The organism is Pseudomonas sp. CJQ_9, assembly GCF_043106615.1.
In the GTDB taxonomy this organism is placed as follows: domain Bacteria; phylum Pseudomonadota; class Gammaproteobacteria; order Pseudomonadales; family Pseudomonadaceae; genus Aquipseudomonas; species Aquipseudomonas juntendi.
In genome coordinates this window covers 311,240-328,180 of record NZ_JBICMS010000099.1, presented here as the reverse complement: position 1 = coordinate 328,180, position 16,941 = coordinate 311,240, and the positions used below count along the sequence as shown (strand labels likewise).

14 protein-coding genes are annotated in these 16,941 nt (G+C 62.8%); 6 read left to right on the top strand and 8 right to left on the bottom strand.

What is annotated here, in order from left to right; all coding sequences use genetic code 11:
- Window positions 1–120 precede the first annotated feature (120 nt).
- The 7 genes from mdcH to mdcA are packed head-to-tail and all read right to left on the bottom strand — an operon-like array spanning window position 121 to window position 6,150.
- Window positions 121–1,041 carry a malonate decarboxylase subunit epsilon gene (gene mdcH / locus ACF8SD_RS22410; RefSeq protein WP_173888940.1) on the bottom strand — a complete coding sequence of 307 codons (921 nt, stop codon included), beginning with the start codon at window positions 1,039–1,041 and terminating at the stop codon, window positions 121–123.
- Window positions 1,038–1,652 (bottom strand): malonate decarboxylase holo-ACP synthase, encoded by a 615-nt coding sequence (locus ACF8SD_RS22405; protein WP_392485176.1) that lies wholly within the window; start codon window positions 1,650–1,652, stop codon window positions 1,038–1,040. Before ACF8SD_RS22405 ends, mdcH begins: the two co-directional genes overlap by 4 nt.
- 1 nt (window position 1,653) lies before the next feature.
- On the bottom strand, window positions 1,654–2,445 hold the full coding sequence (gene mdcE, locus ACF8SD_RS22400) for a biotin-independent malonate decarboxylase subunit gamma (protein WP_173888936.1): 792 nt from the start codon (window positions 2,443–2,445) through the stop codon (window positions 1,654–1,656).
- Window positions 2,442–3,290: a biotin-independent malonate decarboxylase subunit beta gene (locus ACF8SD_RS22395; protein ID WP_392485175.1), complete on the bottom strand. Its 849-nt coding sequence runs from the start codon at window positions 3,288–3,290 to the stop codon at window positions 2,442–2,444. Before ACF8SD_RS22395 ends, mdcE begins: the two co-directional genes overlap by 4 nt.
- Window positions 3,283–3,582 (bottom strand): malonate decarboxylase subunit delta, encoded by a 300-nt coding sequence (locus ACF8SD_RS22390; protein ID WP_009686716.1) that lies wholly within the window; start codon window positions 3,580–3,582, stop codon window positions 3,283–3,285. Before ACF8SD_RS22390 ends, ACF8SD_RS22395 begins: the two co-directional genes overlap by 8 nt.
- A gap of 1 nt (window position 3,583) precedes the next feature.
- On the bottom strand, window positions 3,584–4,489 hold the full coding sequence (locus ACF8SD_RS22385) for a triphosphoribosyl-dephospho-CoA synthase (RefSeq protein ID WP_392485174.1): 906 nt from the start codon (window positions 4,487–4,489) through the stop codon (window positions 3,584–3,586).
- The gene (gene mdcA, locus ACF8SD_RS22380) at window positions 4,489–6,150 is read right to left on the bottom strand and encodes a malonate decarboxylase subunit alpha (protein WP_173888931.1); all 1,662 of its coding nucleotides are present in this window, start codon (window positions 6,148–6,150) and stop codon (window positions 4,489–4,491) included. Before mdcA ends, ACF8SD_RS22385 begins: the two co-directional genes overlap by 1 nt.
- A 406-nt stretch (window positions 6,151–6,556) precedes the next feature.
- Between mdcA and tssG the strand changes: the two genes are divergently transcribed.
- Genes tssG through tssK form a run of 4 tightly spaced genes read left to right on the top strand, consistent with a single transcriptional unit; the run spans window position 6,557 to window position 10,241 of the window.
- The gene (gene tssG / locus ACF8SD_RS22375; protein WP_392485173.1) at window positions 6,557–7,531 is read left to right on the top strand and encodes a type VI secretion system baseplate subunit TssG; all 975 of its coding nucleotides are present in this window, start codon (window positions 6,557–6,559) and stop codon (window positions 7,529–7,531) included.
- Window positions 7,528–8,112 carry an FHA domain-containing protein gene (locus tag ACF8SD_RS22370; protein ID WP_392485172.1) on the top strand — a complete coding sequence of 195 codons (585 nt, stop codon included), beginning with the start codon at window positions 7,528–7,530 and terminating at the stop codon, window positions 8,110–8,112. Before tssG ends, ACF8SD_RS22370 begins: the two co-directional genes overlap by 4 nt.
- Window positions 8,109–8,876, top strand: a complete 768-nt coding sequence (tssJ, locus tag ACF8SD_RS22365; protein WP_392485171.1) for a type VI secretion system lipoprotein TssJ — start codon at window positions 8,109–8,111, stop codon at window positions 8,874–8,876. Before ACF8SD_RS22370 ends, tssJ begins: the two co-directional genes overlap by 4 nt.
- 24 nt (window positions 8,877–8,900) lie before the next feature.
- Window positions 8,901–10,241, top strand: coding sequence for a type VI secretion system baseplate subunit TssK (gene tssK, locus ACF8SD_RS22360; RefSeq protein WP_392485170.1), 1,341 nt, complete (start codon window positions 8,901–8,903; stop codon window positions 10,239–10,241).
- 70 nt (window positions 10,242–10,311) lie between these two features.
- Here tssK and tssM read toward each other — a convergent pair whose 3' ends face one another.
- The gene (gene tssM / locus ACF8SD_RS22355; protein WP_392485169.1) at window positions 10,312–13,923 is read right to left on the bottom strand and encodes a type VI secretion system membrane subunit TssM; all 3,612 of its coding nucleotides are present in this window, start codon (window positions 13,921–13,923) and stop codon (window positions 10,312–10,314) included.
- A gap of 343 nt (window positions 13,924–14,266) precedes the next feature.
- On the opposite strand from tssM, the gene tssF reads away from it, so the two are divergent.
- Both tssF and icmH read left to right on the top strand, forming a co-directional pair.
- Window positions 14,267–16,027, top strand: a complete 1,761-nt coding sequence (tssF, locus tag ACF8SD_RS22350) for a type VI secretion system baseplate subunit TssF (RefSeq protein ID WP_392485168.1) — start codon at window positions 14,267–14,269, stop codon at window positions 16,025–16,027.
- Window positions 16,028–16,041: 14 nt separating this feature from the next.
- Window positions 16,042–16,845, top strand: a complete 804-nt coding sequence (gene icmH, locus ACF8SD_RS22345) for a type IVB secretion system protein IcmH/DotU (protein WP_392485167.1) — start codon at window positions 16,042–16,044, stop codon at window positions 16,843–16,845.
- Window positions 16,846–16,941 lie beyond the last annotated feature (96 nt).

Sequence of the window (16,941 nt, the reverse complement as noted above, 5' to 3'; positions counted from 1 at the left end):
TGTTGTCCTCAGGTAGTGTCGAAGTTGCTTGTTGTTGTTCTTCGCCATCGGTAAACCCGCAAGCGCCGCACTGGCTTCATTAACGGGCGTAGCCCGTGCCAGCCGGCGCGCTGCCCGCCATCATCGCCGGTCCGCCACCTCCTGGCGCAGCAGCGCATCCAGGCTGTCCCATCGGGTGCCTTCCACCGCCAGCACCCTGCCCTGTTCGAACACCGGCCTGGCCAGGCCGCTGAGCGTGCTGCCAGGCGGCATTTCCAGGTGCAGGCGCACGCCGCGTTCATAGGCATTGCGCAACGCTGCCCGCCAGTCCACCCGGCGCGCCATGTTGCCGGCCAGATCGTCGCGCAGGCGCTGCGGGTCGACTATCACCCGTGCGCTGCTGCCACTGAGGTAAGTGATACGTGGCCGCTGCAGTTCGACCGCAGCGAAGGCCGCAGCCAGCTCTGCTGCCGGGCCAGCCAGCAACGGGCAATGCGATGGCACGCTGACTGCCAGCCGGCGCGCGATGCCCCTGCCCAGGCTGCGCGCGCGGGCCGCCACCGCCGCCATCGCCGTTTCGCTGCCGGCAATGACGATCTGCTGCTCGCTGTTGAGGTTGGCGACATACACCTCGCCGCCCACCTCGCCCAGCAAGCGCTCGACACTGGCCAGCTCCAGGCCACTGAGCGCAGTCATGCCATAGCCGCGCGGATAGGCCCGTTGCATCAGTTCGCCGCGCAGGGCAACCAGGCGCACAGCGTCGGCAAAGCCCAAAGCACCGGCCACCACTGCCGCCGGGTAGGCGCCGACCGACAAGCCCGCCACGCAATCCGGCCCTGGGCTGCGCTGCATCAACCAGCGCGCCCAGGCCACGCCACTGAGCAGCAGGCACAGCTGCACGGCGCGGGTCGACTGCAGGGCGTGCGCGTTGTCCAACGCCAGTGCGGCCTGGCCGAGGGCATCGCTGGCCTCCTCCAGCACCGGCCCGCTGCCTTCGGGCAGGCGCTGCAACATGCCCACCTGCTGGGCACCCTGGCCCGGGAACGCGAACAGAGTGCTCATGCGGCACGCTCCCGTACAGCCCACGGGTCTTCGCACAGGCATGGCCCCATGGGCGACTTGAGCAATACACGCTGGGCGAAACCGGCCCATTCACGCAACGCCACAGCCCCGGCCGGGGTTTCCAGCTGCGCATCGATACGGCATGGCGCGCCGTCCAGCATCGCCAACAGCGTGCGGGCCTGCGCGCGCGCCAGCGGTTGCGGCGTGCGCACCAGTATGTCCAGGTCGCTGTCGGCGTGCAGCACGTCGATACCCGTTGCAATCTGGTAACCCACGCCACCTGTCGGCCCCCAGGCCAGGCCGCAGGCATCGAGCATTGGCGCTACCGAGGCCAGAGCCTGCAATGCTGGCCAGGCGCGCTGTGTTGGCCGGTGCAAGGCTTCGGGGGCCTGCTGGCGTTGAATGTCGCCAACCCGCATCAACGCTGCCAGGCGCTGCGCCCGCCCTTGGCCACGCACGCCCACGGCGACCCAGCCGGCGTCACACACCGCGCGGCGCACGACCACCGGCTGGCCGCCGGCCAACACTTTCCGTGCCCACAGCGGCGCGTCGGCCGGCAGGGCCGAAGTGGGCATACCCCACAGCAGGTCATGGGGGCGTGGCGCGCTCACCTCAGGCACCCTGCCATTGGCGGCGCAGTTGCTCACGCACTTGCCGCGAGGCACTGCGGTGTTCGCCCGCCAGCCGCGACGACAGGTCAGTCGAGCTGCCAATATCCCGGACCGCGTCGGCAAGGCAGGCACGCACCAGGGCAATGTCGGCGCTGCCAGGCGCTTGGGCGTTGGCCACCGTCAACCGACGCCACAGCAGGCCCAGTGAGGCATAGCTGGCCAGGTCATAGGCCATGGGCGGCACCTCGGCGGCCAACGCTTCCAGTTGCTCGACACTGCGCAGGGTAATGCGCGCGGCTGCCGCCTTGCCCATGGCATGCACCATTACCCCGGCGTCGTCCAGGGCGATCAGGCGCTGGGCCTGGTAGCCGTGGGCAAGAAAAGCGCCAGACATGGCCTTGCCGACCAGCAGCCCGATGACCGGGTGGCCGGCCAGCCGGGCCTGGGCATAAGCCTGCACAGCGCCAGCCAAGGCCTGATGGATACCCAAGGCCTCCTCACGGCGACCGTAGGCCTGGCTGGGCACATCGATTACCGCGACAATTGCGCGCTTGTGCCCCTGGCGGTCAGCTTCGACCGCGTCGCTCACGGCCTTGGCCAGGCCCCAACCCTCCAGCAGACCGACTTCGCCCCCGCGGGCCCGGGGGAACGGATTGGCGGGGTCCGGTACCACGGCGATAAAGCGCGCCAGGCGGTTGTCCAGTTCGCCATCGATAACCTGCAACGACGCCGGGTAGCCCGGCAAGGGTTGGCCGCCTGCCAGGCCCGGCAGCCAGTTCAGGGCACGGTTCATTGGGCTTCTCCTTGGTAAAGGGCACGCACGGCGGCAGCGTCCAGTTGCGGGCAGTCGGCGCCCAGCCGGGCCAGGCGCTCGAGGAACCAGGCGTGTTGCCGGGCGCGGTCAGCGCCAGGCGAGTCGAGCAATTGCAGCAGGCAGTCGCGCAGCGCCTGGATGTCATCGGCCACATAGCCATCGACCAGCCCGCTGGCATGGCGCTGTTCGCCGCCGCTCAGGCTCCAGATGAACGGCCGGTCCTTGGCGTCATACTCGGCAATGCCGGCTTCCTGTTCGATGACCTGCGGCCCGTTGAGGCCCAGGCGGGCCTCGCGGGTGACCAGTAAATGGCTGCACAAGCCAGCGGCGATCGACATGCCCCCGAAGCACCCCACGGAACCGGCAATCACCCCGATCACCGGCTGCCAGGCCCGCAGTTCGACGATCGCCGCCTGGATTTCGGCAATCGCTGCCAGGCCAAGGTTGGCTTCCTGCAACCGCACACCGCCGGTTTCCAGCAGCAGCACTGCACACGTGGGGATGCCATTGCGGTTGTCTTCGATGGCCAGCTCCAACGCCCCGGCAATCTTGGCGCCGCCCACCTCGCCCATGCTGCCGCCCTGGAAGCCGCCCTCGATAGCGGCGACCACCGCATTGCGCCCGTTCAGCGTGCCTTTGGTGATGACCACGCCGTCGTCAGCCTGCGGCACGGTGCCCTGCAAGGGCAGCCAGGGCGACATCAGCCGGTCGAAGGGGCCGAGCAGTTCGCGGAAACTGCCCGGGTCGAGCACGGCGCGGGCGCGCTGCCGGGCACCCAGTTCTACGAAGCTGCGGCTGCGCAGCAAGCGTGCGGTGTCAGTCATGGGCGATCTCCTCGAAGCCTTGTTCCAGGCGCAGGCGGACCACCCCTGGGGTGGCGCCGAAGTCATGAATGTCGATGTTCACGGCCGGCCAGGCGCGGCCCTCGAACAGGCGCTGGAACAGTTGCGCCCAGCGCGCGGCGCTGCCATCGACCGAAGTCACCACCTGGATCTGCAGGTGGCCGGCGGTGCCGGGTTCGATCAGTACTTCAAGGTCGCCGGAGCTGACACAGCCCACCAGCGTGCGGCCACGCCCCGGTTCGGCGGCGGGGAAATCGAAGGTCAGGGTTTCCATGTCACAGGCTCCCGGCTTTGTCGAGGAACAGGCAGGCGGCCAGTAGATCGGCGGCGCCGCCCGGTGAGGCGTTCAGTTGCAGCAGTTGCTGGTCCAGCGCACGCAAGTGGCGGCGCCCGGCCAGGGTGGCACTGCCCCCGGCACCCAGTACCGCGCGGGCGCCCTGCTGCACGGCGGCCAGTCCGGCAGGGCCGCTGCGCCACAGCACACAGGTATCGCTGAGCACGGCCATGATGGCGAGCAAGGCATCGAGCCGTGCGTTGGCCTCATTGGCACCGTTGGCACGGCTGCATTGCAGGTGGGGCAAGCCGTGGCCGATAACCGCAGGGAAGCCTTGCTGCGCCTGTTCGCGGGCCCCGCTGCTGCCATAGCGCTGGCGCACCTGCAGGCCGTGGCTGTGCTGCTGCGGCATGGCCGGGTCGTCGAACAGGGCGATGCGCCCCGCCCGCGCGGCCACCGTGCTGGCGTCGGCATCGGGGTCAAGGGCCTTGGCGGCGACCAGCAGGCCCAGGGCCCAGATTGCGCCGCGGTGAGTGTTGACCCCATGGGTCGCGGCCAGCATCGCGGCTTCGCCTTCACGGCCGAGCTCGCCCAAGCCGGCTCGCAGGGGTTGGCCGATGGTGCCGATGGTTTGCGCGGCTGCGGCCATGTTGCGCAGGGAGGGCCACAGGGCCAGGGCCGAGGCGTGCATCAGGGCCAAGGTCATGTCGGTGTGAGCGCCGTTGCTGCGGCGGTCGACCAGGCCGGGTTTGGGGGACAGCTCGGCTTCGTCGATCAGGGCTTCCACGGCCAGGTCGGCCAGGTGGTCTGGCAGTAGGATCCGGGTTGTGTGGGCTGGCCTCTTCGCGGGTAAACCCGCGCCCACAGGGACCGTAACAGGTTCAAGGCGCAAGTCGTGTGCTTTCATCACCAGCTCCTGAACCGTGCCGGCGGGTTGTACAGGCCGCCGGACCATTCAACCAGGTCGGCAACGCTGCGCGCTGCCAGCAGCTCGCGGCTGGCGTCGGTGCGGCGGATGCCCAGGTCTTCGGGCAATGCGACCAGGCCTTGCTGGCGCAGGCGCTCAGTGGCCTTCGGGTCATGCCGCAGGCCGATGGCGGTAACCCCGGCAACGGCGGCGATCATCTGCTGGCGTTCTTCCAGGCTGCGGGCCTTGTACAGGTAAGCAATGCCCTCTTCGGTCAACAGGTGGGTAACGTCGTCACCGTAGATCATCACAGGGGCCAGCGGCATGCCGGCCTTTTTCGCCACGGCCACCGCATCCAGGGTTTCCACGAAGGTCGGTTTGCCGCCTTCCTGGTAGGTTTCGACCATCTGCACCACCAGCTTGCGGCCGCGCTCCAGCAGGGTTTGCGGCACGGTCATATCGAGCCAGGCCGGCGTTGCATGGCGCCGGCCCCGGGGGTCGTGGCCCATGTTAGGCGCCCCGCCAAAGCCGGCCAGGCGGCCACGGGTCACTGTCGACGAATGGCCATCGCCGTCTACCTGCAGGGTCGCGCCAATGAACAGGTCCACGGCGTACTGCCCGGCCAGCTGGCACATCATGCGGTTGGAGCGCAGCGAACCGTCACGGCCGGTGAAGAACACATCGGGCCGCTGGGCGATGTAGTCCTCCATGCCCAGCTCGGTGCCAAAGCAATGCACGCTTTGCACCCAGCCGCTTTCGATAGCGGGGATCAGCGTAGGGTGCGGGTTGAGGGTCCAGTTGCGGCAGATCTTGCCCTTGAGCCCCAGCGACTCGCCGTAGGTGGGCAGGATCAGCTCGATAGCAGCGGTATTGAAGCCGATGCCATGGTTCAACGACTGCACCTGGTGTTTTTCATAGATGCCGCGAATGGCCATCATCGCCATCAGCACATGCACCGGCTTGATATGACGCGGGTCGCGGGTGAACAGCGGTTCGATGTAGAAAGGCTGGTCGGCAACTACCACGAAATCGACCCATGACGCCGGGATATCGACCCGCGGCAGGTCATCCACACGGTCGACCAGCTGGTTGACCTGGGCGATGACGATACCGTCGCTGAATGCGGCCGGCTCCACCAGCGCTGGGGTGTCTTCGGTGCTGGGCCCGGTGTACAGGTTGCCCTCACGGTCGGCCATGAAGCCTGCCACCAAAGTCACGTTGGGGATCAGGTCGACCAGCAGCCGCGAGTACAGCTCGATATAAGTGTGGATCGCGCCGACTTCGAGCAAGCCGTCTTCAAGCAACTGGCCAATGCGCAGGCTTTGTGGCCCGGCGAAGGAGAAATCCAGCTTGCGGGCGATGCCGCGCTCGAACAAGTCCAGGTGCTCTGCACGGCTGACGCTGGGCATGATCATGTGCAGGTCGTGCAGGCGCCCAGGGTCGACTTTGGCCAGCGAACGCGAGAGGAAGTCGGCCTGCTTCTGGTTGTTGCCTTCCAGCACCACCCGGTCGCCGGGGGCCAGCAACAGCTCCAGTGCTTCGACGATACGCTCGCTGGGCAGCACCGCACCGTCGGCAAGGTGGCGGACCTGATCGAGGCGGCGTTGCTTCTCGGCACGCCGTCGCGACCATTGCGGCGGTGGATTCTGTGTTGTTGTCATGGTGACTCCACGGGTTCGCTGTCGTGGGGTCACCTTAGGGCGGCGCCCAGCCGGGCATCAATCAAGCTCGGCGCCGGATCGTTACGCTAAGGTTAATGATCGGGGTTGGTTGCGGCGCGGATTCCAGAGGCGCCAATGATCAGACGTTTTGGTGAACCTCTTGGTACAGTTTTGACAAAACTTTTCGCCGCTTTTATACAAACATCCTCTTACACTTCAGCCCTCGACCTGATGCACTTCCCTATCGCAAGGTTTCATATCATGGCTTAATTGGCAATGTTCATTTTCCACGACAAGGCTTTAGATTTAGGTAACTTTTCCTACAAATAAACCCATCTTCCCGCTCGGACTATCAAGAGAACTTCACATGGACGAGGACTCAGAAAAAAGAAGAGCCTGCGACTCAATGGACGTCATATTCAAAGAGGCTCATCGGTACCCGTATTTCGAGCTGCTGGAGCTGATCTACCAGCTGCACGGGGACGACCTTGAACAGCGCCCGTATAGCGAGCAGACCCGCCGCAGGCTGAAGATCGAAGTCTCGCCCACCCTGTCCTTTCCCGTTGCCGACGTATTGAGCGGTGAGCGCCTGGCGGAACACCGCTACAGCATCCAGACCAGCTTCCTGGGGCTGCATGGCACGGACTCGCCACTGCCCTCCTACTACCTCGATCAGCTGAGCTACGAACATGCCCAGGGCATTGGTATACGTCCGGCTTACTTCAATTTCTTCAACCACCGTTTACATACCTTGCTGCATCAAGGCTGGCGCAAGTATCGCTACTACCGGCGCTTCAAACCTGGCGCCACAGATGGGTTCTCGCGCTATATCTTCGCCTTGATCGGCCTGGAAGACGCGGGGCTGCGCGGCGCCACGCCGCTACCGTGGAGCCGGCTGCTCAGTTTCGTGGGGATGATCGCCAGTCGCAGCCGTTCCCCCGGCATGGTGGCCGGCATGGTTGCGCATTGCTTCGACCTCAAGCAGGTATCCATCCGCGAATTCGAGAAGCGCATGGTGCTGATTCCCCATTCCCAACGCAACCAGCTTGGCACCGACAACTGCGCCTTGGGCGGGAACTTCCTCGTAGGCGGCAGCACCGAGTCACGCAGCAGCAAGTTCACCATCGTTATCGCGGGCCTTGATCAACAGCAGTTTCGCGCCCTCCTCCCCAGCGGCGACAACTACCACCGGCTGGCCAAGCTGGTGGACTTCCTGCTGCGGGACGTGGGCGCCTATGACCTTGAGTTGCGCATGCGCGCCGAGCAGGCGCCCCCCTTCAGCCTGCGGGCCAAACACGGCACTCACCTGGGCTGGACCAGCTTCATCGCTGACCGCAACGACCCCACCCCGCCACCTGTTCGCATCATGGTACGCGCATGAGTACAAATGGTTTCCCGCCCAGTATCACCCTGGTCATTCTGAACCCAGAAACACTGCACCACGGCACCGAGCCACAGCACCGCTTCGACCGTACCGGTGGCACCCTTGGCCGACAAGGCGCCTGGCAGCTGCACGACCGGGAGTCGCGCATCCTGCCTGCCCATTGCGAAATCCGCTGGCATGAAGGCCACTTCTGCCTGATTGACCACAGCGGCAGCAGCTTCATGAATGGCAACGACACCGCATTGATATCCGGCACCCCGATCCGCCTTAGGCATAACGACAGGCTGCAGATCGGCGATTACCAAATAGCGATCCACCTACTTGGTCAAGACGAAACGAAAAGAATGCAGCAGTTGCACACCGCCTCTGACAGAGATCCTCTGTCGGAGCAACGAATGACCCAGCAACAGTGCCCTCTTCAAGTCCTGGGAGTACCCACCAACGAGCTGTTCAATTCATTCCGCACCAGCGAGCCCCAGCCCCTGGACGAGCTTGACCCCCTGGCCTACCTGGACAGGGCCGCTCAGGCTCGAATCGACCCGGAAATTGCACGCATCTTCGGCAAGGAGGCGCAATGAACAAGCCCTTTGCACTCCTGTTGATCTGCCTGACGCTAGGTGGCTGCAGCACAACGAATCGCGTCTACCAAGTCCTGAAAGACCCAACGCTGCCGGTCGGCGGGCCCAGCGATGACATCAGTCGAGTAGCGCTCAGTCTCTACGCAGCCGACACGCCCGCCGCAGTAGGGCCGGAACAAGCCAATCTTGAGTCCCCTTCAACACTACGCCCTTCAGGGCACTTGTCAGCCAACCTCAGCGCGGCCGATGCCACTGCGTTGTCTGACAAGGTGAACGCGCTGGCGCAACAGCTGCACCAGAACTACCCAGGCTCCACGGACGATGAGAAGACCCGAGCACCTGCCGACCTGGCCAGTTATGCCTTGGCTCAATCCGAGCCCCCACCCGCCCCCGATCCAGCACCACAACGCCAAGGACCCTCGTCGATCGCCTTCAAGATCCTGCAACTGCGCGACGACTCGCTGTTGCTCGATGCCACCTATGAACAGGTAGAAGAAGACCTGGACGAGGCGCTGGGCACGACATTGATCAGCGTCGACGACTTCCGCCTGGTGCCAGGCCATTTCAAGTACATCGAACCTGAAGAGGTCAATGAACGAACTCGCTACATCGCAGTAATTGCGCGCCTGGGCAACAGCCCCGGTGGCAAATGGAAGGATACCCTGCGTATTCAGCCTCGCGGTTACGACCATACCGTCCATGTCCACTTCGAAAACAATGGCGTTGAACTTCGGCACGACCGTGAGTACCGCCGCGATCAATAACATCATCTGTTGAAGGAAGCACTTATGAGTTCACGCAATTCCGTACTCTGGAAAGAGGGTTTGTTCGTCAAGCCCCAACACTTCCAACAAATGGCACATGCGGCGGAATCGGCACTACACCAACGCGTATCCAGCCTGAATGACGCGTTTTACGGTTTCAGCGAACTGGAACTGAATGCCGAGTACCTGAGTTTTGGCAAGGTCGCAATCATACGGGCGCGTGGCGTGATGCCGGACGGCACGGTGTTTGACATCCCTGGCGACATGCCGCCACCAGCGCCTCTGGAAATCCCCCAGGGTGTCTCGAACAAGGTCGTCTACCTCGCGCTGCCTTTGCATGCGCCTGGGGCTCCTGAAGTCCGCTGGCCCGACAGTGAGGGGGTAGATGGACGCTTCATCGCCAAGGGCGTTCCGGTCATGGACAACCATGGCGCCAGTGGCGATTCGATGATTCTTGATGTCGCCATTCCAAACTTGCAGATCAAGCTGCAGGACGACGACAACAGTGCCTACAGCTGCTTGGCCCTGACCAAAGTCATGGATAGACGCCCGGACGGCAGCTTGCTTCTGGACCCGCGCTTCTATCCGACCTGCATCTCGATCAAGGCCGCCCCCGCCCTGCTTGGCTTTCTGGAGGAGGCCTCACAGCTGATACGCGAGCGGGCGCGCAACCTTGCGGCGCGGATCTGCTCGCCTGGCCAGTCGGGGATCGCCGACGTGACCGATTTTGCATTGCTGCAAGTGCTGAACCGTCTGCACCCCTACTTCCATCACCTGGCACGCCGGCGCAATGTGCACCCGGAGCAACTGCATATCGCCCTGGGCCAGGCCTGTGGCGAACTGGTCACCTTCACCGACGACGGGCGCTTGCCCCTGGACTACCCGGCCTATCAACACGACGACCTGGCCGAGTCCTTCCACATGCTGGAAGAAACCTTGCGTCGGTCACTGAGCACCATCTTGCAGCCGAAGGCCGTTTCACTGCCCATTGAAGAGCAGCAGTACGGTGTACTCACCGCGACCCTGCACGAGCGCCGACTGCTTGAAGCTGCCACCTTCATTCTGGCCGTGCGGGCCGACCTGCCCGGCGAGGAACTGCGCAGGAAGTTCCAACAACAGGGCAAGGTCACCTCCATCGAGCAACTGCACCAGTTCGTGCACCTGCAGATGCCCGGCTTAGCGCTCATTCCTCAGCTTGTTACCCCCCGGCATCTCCCCCATCACACAGGCTTCGTCTACTTCGAACTGGATCGCCAGCACGAAAGCTGGGAACAGCAGCTCAAGAACGCCAGCGGCTTCGGCTTCCATATCGCCGGTGAATTCCCCAACCTGGAGATGCAGTTCTGGGCGATCAGGCCGGACTGACTCTCCACTGGCCAATAAATATCCCGATCCAGATGACTTGGTATCGGGATTACTGCGCCGACTGCTCCGCCTATCGTTCAACCACTTCGTCGCGTGTGCGCTCTCGCAAAAGCCGCTGGGGCAATGCGAAACCTGCAAAAAGCGTCCGTGTGAAGGGGTTATTGGCACCGGTTGCGTGGAATTTGTAGCGTGCCGTATCGCCGGCAATCTTGAAGCTCAGGTCAACGCTAGTGGGAGTACGTGCATTCAAACCACCACGGCTAAGCAAGCGATACAGTGACCAAGGCCCCTGGTAACCCAGGCTGACAGTGGTACCCGCCGCCTGCACCAAGGTGATACGGCTATGGCTGCTCTCCCCCGCAGACCCAGGCCAGGTCATTCCAATTGGCTCCTTGCCCCGCAGGGCAAAGGCATGCAGTTGCCCATCCAGCCCGAAGACGCTCCCGCGCAGCCCATGGCTGAGCGCGACCGGCTCCAGCCCAAAGCTCACGTTCAACTCGCCGCGGTTGTCGAAGAACGCATTGCGGATGGTCTCGGCCTGCTTGAGCTGTGCCATGACCTCGGGGCGTATCAGGTATCCCTCATCGGCACTGGAGTACAGGGCACTGAGGTTGTCCTTGAGGAACACCGTGAGGTACGCGTCTTCGAAGCGCTTGAGCTGCCCCTGAGGCCCGAAGAAAGCTTCAAAGTCCTTGAGCGACAGGTCCGGCCCAGTCGGGTCGATGGGATAGCGCGAAGCCAGTCGTTCCTCATAGAGGCTGTACACCTCCGAGTTCCAGCGCTGCTCCAATTCGCGCAGCGCCATGACCATCAGCACCTGGGAGGTCTGGTCCGCCAACTGGCGCACATGCCGGTTCAGTGGCTCTGGCAACCCGGTGGCGACCCGCTGCAAGTTGCGAATAGGGTCGGGCGCCTTCTCCGAGAAGCGACTCAGTGCCAGCGCCAAGGCCGCTTTGCCCTGATTGGGGTTGTCCTGCACCGCTTTCACATAGTCGTAGACAGCGGCGATGGCCTGTTGCATCTCATCGTAAAACGACGGCTTGTCACCCTGCACATCCAGCATCCCGGACAGGCCCGCGAAAGCGCGGTAGATTCCCATCGCCTGCAACCGGCCTTCCTGCTCGGCCGCTGAGTCGTTGTTGTTTTCGGCCGCCAGCGAGTAAATCAAGGTATTGCCACGCACCGTTTCCAGCAGGCGGCGCATCGGTGCAGCTGGCCCAGTCACCTGTTCCAGCACGCTCAACCCATGCGCGAGGTCGGTAAATGGAGTAACGGAAAACTGGTTCAGCACCCGTCGCCAGCTGTCGATGTAATCGGCACTGTACAAGGCACGCAAGCGCTCTGTCAGGGCCTGGCGGTCCACTTCGGAATAGTCGAGCGTCCGCCGCTCCCCCAACACCCACTGATCGATCAGGGCGAGGTCAGCCACATTCTGGCTGTACTGCTCGAAGTAGTCCCGAAAGCCGCTCGCGGTCAGCAGTGGCGGTAAAGACAGATTGCCATCTACGGCCGCCTGATGGTTTCGCTGCGCCAAGGGGACGTAGACGATATCGAAAGCCGGGCCGATCTCGTTACGCAGGTCCAACTCACCGTGCAGCTTCTGCTGGGCTTGTTGCCTCAGGCTGATATAGACACGCTGAGCCAACGGCAACTTACGCAACTGTTGTTGTGCTTGGGTCACCACCTTCTGGTACTGCGGCAGTTCTACGTCGGCGAAAGCCAATGCGTACTTCAAGTGGCGCATCAGGGCGGCCTGCAACTGGCCTTGCCCCGGATACGCCTTCTGCCATTCTCGCGCCATCCACAGCTCCACCAGTTCGGGCCGGCGATTAGCGCGGTCTTCGATCATGCGGTATACACGCAGCGCCGCCAATTGCTCTTCACTACCTGGCGTAGCGTGCTGGATGGCCGCCGCCACACCGCCCGAGATCGCCGGCAGAAAACGCGCCGCCAGGGCATGCAAGTACGCCTGGTCCACCTGTGGGCTGATGGCCTGGCCCTGGTACAACCCCATATCGGTGAATACGGTCCACCCTGATCGGTAATCGCCATACAGACTCACCGCATCGCGGATTTCGTCCAACGGTTCCAGCAAGTTGCGCCCGGTCAGGTCCTGCTGGGTATCCGCGCCGGTACTGCTGAATGCATGGCTTTTCTGAAGAACATGCTCGGCCTTGTCGCGGTTGACGCTGTAGAAGTACAGCCAGCCGCCGATCATCGCCACCCCGCAGATGCCAGCGGCCACCGTGCCCCCTCGCAACAGCCGGGCCTTGTGCTGCGTCACCTTGTGGTTGTCACCGGCCAGGCCCGCTTCGGGGTAGACCACCCGCTGCAGCAGCTGTTGGGCGAAATACACCACGGACGTGCCTTGTGGCTTGGTGGACAGTGCCGGTGGCGTGAACGCAAACGCCCGAGCAGAGGCGTCCGCAAGCAGGTTATGAACCTCCCCGCGCTGGTACACGGAAGAGAAGTACACACCCCGCACCAGAGGCGGCGTGGTGTAACGGTCACTGGCCAGCACGTCGCCGAGGAAGTCCAGCAGCATGGAATGAGCGCCGCTCAGCTCCCGTAACAGCGAGTACGCGCTCTTGCGCACCGCAGCTGGCATCCGCTCGGTGGCAGCGAGCAGTTGGCTACCGAGCTGTTCGATGAATCGCTCGTAGGCCTTGCCCATTTCATCCAGCCAGGCATCGACGTCCTTCACCGAGTCCAGGGTGAAGGTAAAACCTTGCACCTCTTCCCGCTCGCGGGCCGGCAGCTTGGCGAACAGTTCCTCGAAACCGGCCAGCAGATCGATCTTGCTCATGACCACGTACAACGGCAAGCGCGTGCCCAGCTCGGCGCCCAGCTCCGTCAAACGCGCACGCAGCACGAATGCAAGGTCACGACGCTCCTTTTCAGAGCGGCCGAACAGGTTAACCATATCCACCAGCAAGACCACGCCGTTGAGCGGGCGTCGGCTGCGGTTCTGGGCAAGCCAGCCAATCATGTGCCGCCACAGGCGCCGTTCAACCCCGGCAGGCAGGCCGATGGTTTCAGTGGGCTTGGCAACCTGAACGGTGACTTCTTCAGCTTCACCCTCCCCCTCTTTTTCACTCGCTGAGGGTGGCTGCACGGCCTCGATCACTTGCACCGGGCGCTCAGGCTGACTGATGAATGCGCCTGGTGGGTCGATGACTACCGCGTCGTCACCGATCCACCAGTCAATACCAAACGCCAGGTCCGGGTCTGCGCTGGATCGCCGCAGGACACCACGCTCGATCCTGGTGAGCGCAAAACGCTGATCCGACCGGCTTATGAAACTCGACTTGCCTGCGTTCTCCTCGCCGAGCATGAGGTACCACGGTACATCGTTGCGATGCCCTCGCCCACCTCGGCTATCGCGCAAGCGCGCCACACTGGCGTCGAGGGAGCGCTGCTGAGCGTGTAGATACGGCAAGCAAGGGTCCGCCACCTCGCGCTGCTGTTGTTGCTGCTCGCGGATGATCGCGCGGTTGCGCCGATGCACCTGTACCGTCCAGATTACACCTGGCAGGCCCAGCAGCAGCATGGTCAACGCAACACGCACCGGCACATCTGCCAACGGCTGATGATCACGCCACTGCCAGTGGGGCCCCCACCACCACAACCCGATCACGGCTGCGGCAAGTAACAGCAGCATCACAATAATGATTACGGGCATTGCCTGACGCTGCACCAGCGATATACCACGCAGCCATCCGTCCTTGTTTATTTTCATCGCGGTAACCCTTACCGACTGCAAACATGAATGACCCATTCCCCTCAGGGCATAGCCCCACGACAGTAACAGCGTTCAAAAACATTATTCAATAACGTGCCCAAAGAAATAGCATCTTACATATTTTTCGCAGTCAAGGTGAAAACAACGGCATTATTAAAAAGGCAAGCGACAAGGGAAGACCGCAACTAAGCCGCAAGTTGTAGGAAGTTTCCCACAACAATTAGCCACCCTGCCACATCAACCTTGGCGAGTGCCGCCAATCAGAGCAGACGACATACTAAACATGAAGTTTAAAGACTGGTTCAGGCTGGAGCAGCGCTACCTCCAGACGCTAGGTGACGATTTCGTGGCAGACGAGCCGCGGCTTGCCCCCTTCCTTGGCAGTACCGCCTCAGATGCAGACGCCGAGTGCGTGATGGAGCACTTCGCCTTCCTCACCGCACGCTTGGCCATGAAGGTCGACGACCATCTGCCCGAGTTGACCCACCCGTTGTTGCAACTGGTTTACCCAAACGTTCTACGGCCACTGCCCAGCATGACGCTGATGCAGTTCACACCAGCCGATCATGCGTTGACCGAGACCCAGCTACTGCCCAAAGGAACCCCCGTGTTCGCCCGCCCGGTCGAGGGTGTGCGCTGCGAGTTCCGCACCTGTGTGGACCTGGCCCTCGCACCTCTGGAGGTCCGCAGCGTTACCGCTCGGCCCAGTGCAGACGCGCCGGTGATGTCCATCGACCTCGCCACCCTGACCGAGCAACCGCTGCGGCGCATGCGGTGTGATCACCTGCAGTTTCATCTGGCAGGCGGCAAGCGCAACGCGCTGACGGTGTATCAGTGGCTAGCGGTGCATCTGGACAAACTCTACCTGCACGTTGGCGAACACCGCTTTTCACTCCCACCTTCGGTGACGTTCATCGGCTTCGACCCCGATGAAGCGCTGCTGCCCAGCGCTGGCGGGCAGCTGGATAGCTACCGTGTTCTGCAGGAGTTTTTCTGCTTTCCCGAACGCTTTCATGGCTTTCGCATCGACGGCCTGCAGAATGTCTGGCCGGATGAGGCAGCCACGCACCTGCAGCTGGAGTTCCGCTTCAACGCCCCACTACCGCCTGACCTGCGAATTGATCGGACAACCGTGTTGCTCAACTGCGTCCCGGCAATCAACCTGTTCCCCCGCCTGGCCGACCCCATCGCCCTGGATGGGCAGACCGTGAGCAAACTGATAAAGCCCGGGCGGCAGAACGGTGGGCAAGACGAGATTTTCAGCGTTGATCGTGTCAGCAGCCTGCACCAGAAATCCCATCGAGTGGTTCAGGATTTCAAACCGTTCGAGGCACTGGACTCGCGCTTTCCTCTTGCCGAGCCGTCGCCACGCTACTACAAGCTCGACATCGAGCATGAACCTGTGAACGACAGGGTGCAGCACCGTGTGAGCCTGGTGCAGCGAAACCTCACGCCCTATCTCGCCCAGCAGGAACGCCTGAGCATCGAGCTGACCTGCAGCAACGGCACACGGGCGCAACAGCTCAAGGTGGGTGATGTCGATGTGACAACTCAGGACACCCCGTCCTTCGTCACCTACCGCAACCTGACCCGTCCTTCTCGTTGCTACCCACCGATGCTGCAAAGCGGTGGCCATGGCGACCGCCATTGGGCACTGATATCCAACCTGGCCCTGAACAACCTGTCGCTGTCGTCCCCGGCTGCGTTGGCGTCGGTCCTGCGCGCCTATGACTTTGTGGGCATGCACGACCTACAGCAACAGCGCACAACGCAGCAACGCCTGAACGCCATCAAGCAGGTGGACAGCGAACCCTACGACTGGCTGATCAAAGGCCTACCCATGCGCGGACTGCGCACCACCCTGCACATCGACCCCGCAGGCTTCGAATGCGAGGGCGAGGTGCAGCTGTTCGGTAACGTGCTGTCGCACTTCATGGCGCTGTATGCCAGCAGCAATTCCTTCCATCAGTTGCAGATCGTCAATACCGCCAACGCAACCCGCCAGCTGTGGCCAGCCCGTACCGGGCAGCAGCCGGTCATGTGACCAGGAGGTCTACCGTGAAGAATGTGCCTGAGCAAGATTACGAACGAGGTCATACAGATGCGCGCAGAACGCAGACCCAGAGCGAGCTCTTCCCACAGTTCGATGCCCTAGGCTTTAACACCCGCTCAAACACCTTGAACCCCATTCTGGACATCGCCTCGCCACTCCTTGGCCTAGTCATCCGCCTGGAAGGCACAGAGAAATACGAGCACGCCGAGCAACTGTACGCCCACGTCAAAACCCTGATCCTTGGCATGGTCGAGGAAGTGCGTCAGCTTGAGCAGTGCGACGAAGGCGACCGCGTGGTGTTCTCCTACAGCCTGTGCTGCGTGGTTGATGAAGCCGTGATGGCGACACCATGGGGGCAAGGCTCGCCCTGGAAAGCCCAGTCGCTGCTCAGCGCCATTCACCAGGAAACCTGGGGTGGGGAGAAGTTCTTCAGCGTGCTCGAACGCCTGCTCGAAGCACCCGAAGCCCGCTATGACCTGTTCGTGTTCCTGTTCTGGTGCCTGGCACTAGGCTACCGCGGCAAGTACGCCAACCGCACCAATGGTGACGCGGAACTGGAGGTCTGGATTGACCGGCTGCGTAAACGCGTCCTGCAACTGCGCGAAACCCGCGTGAAAACCGAGCGCCTGACGGACCCGTTCAGCAATGTGGCGCCCCGTCACTACCGCATGCATCGCCAATTGCCCTGGTGGACACCTTGGGTGGTCATGGGCGTGATCTGCACAAGCGTTTACGCCTACTTGTCGATAAAACTCGACGGCATTACCCAGCAAGTATTGGCTTCACTGCAAACAATGCTCCAACCCTAAATCCGGCTCTGCCGGATTGATATGACTCAGCAGTCACTGCGCTCATCAGCGCAGCAAGTACGGCTTTGCCCATGAAAAGTTGGAAATCCGCATTTA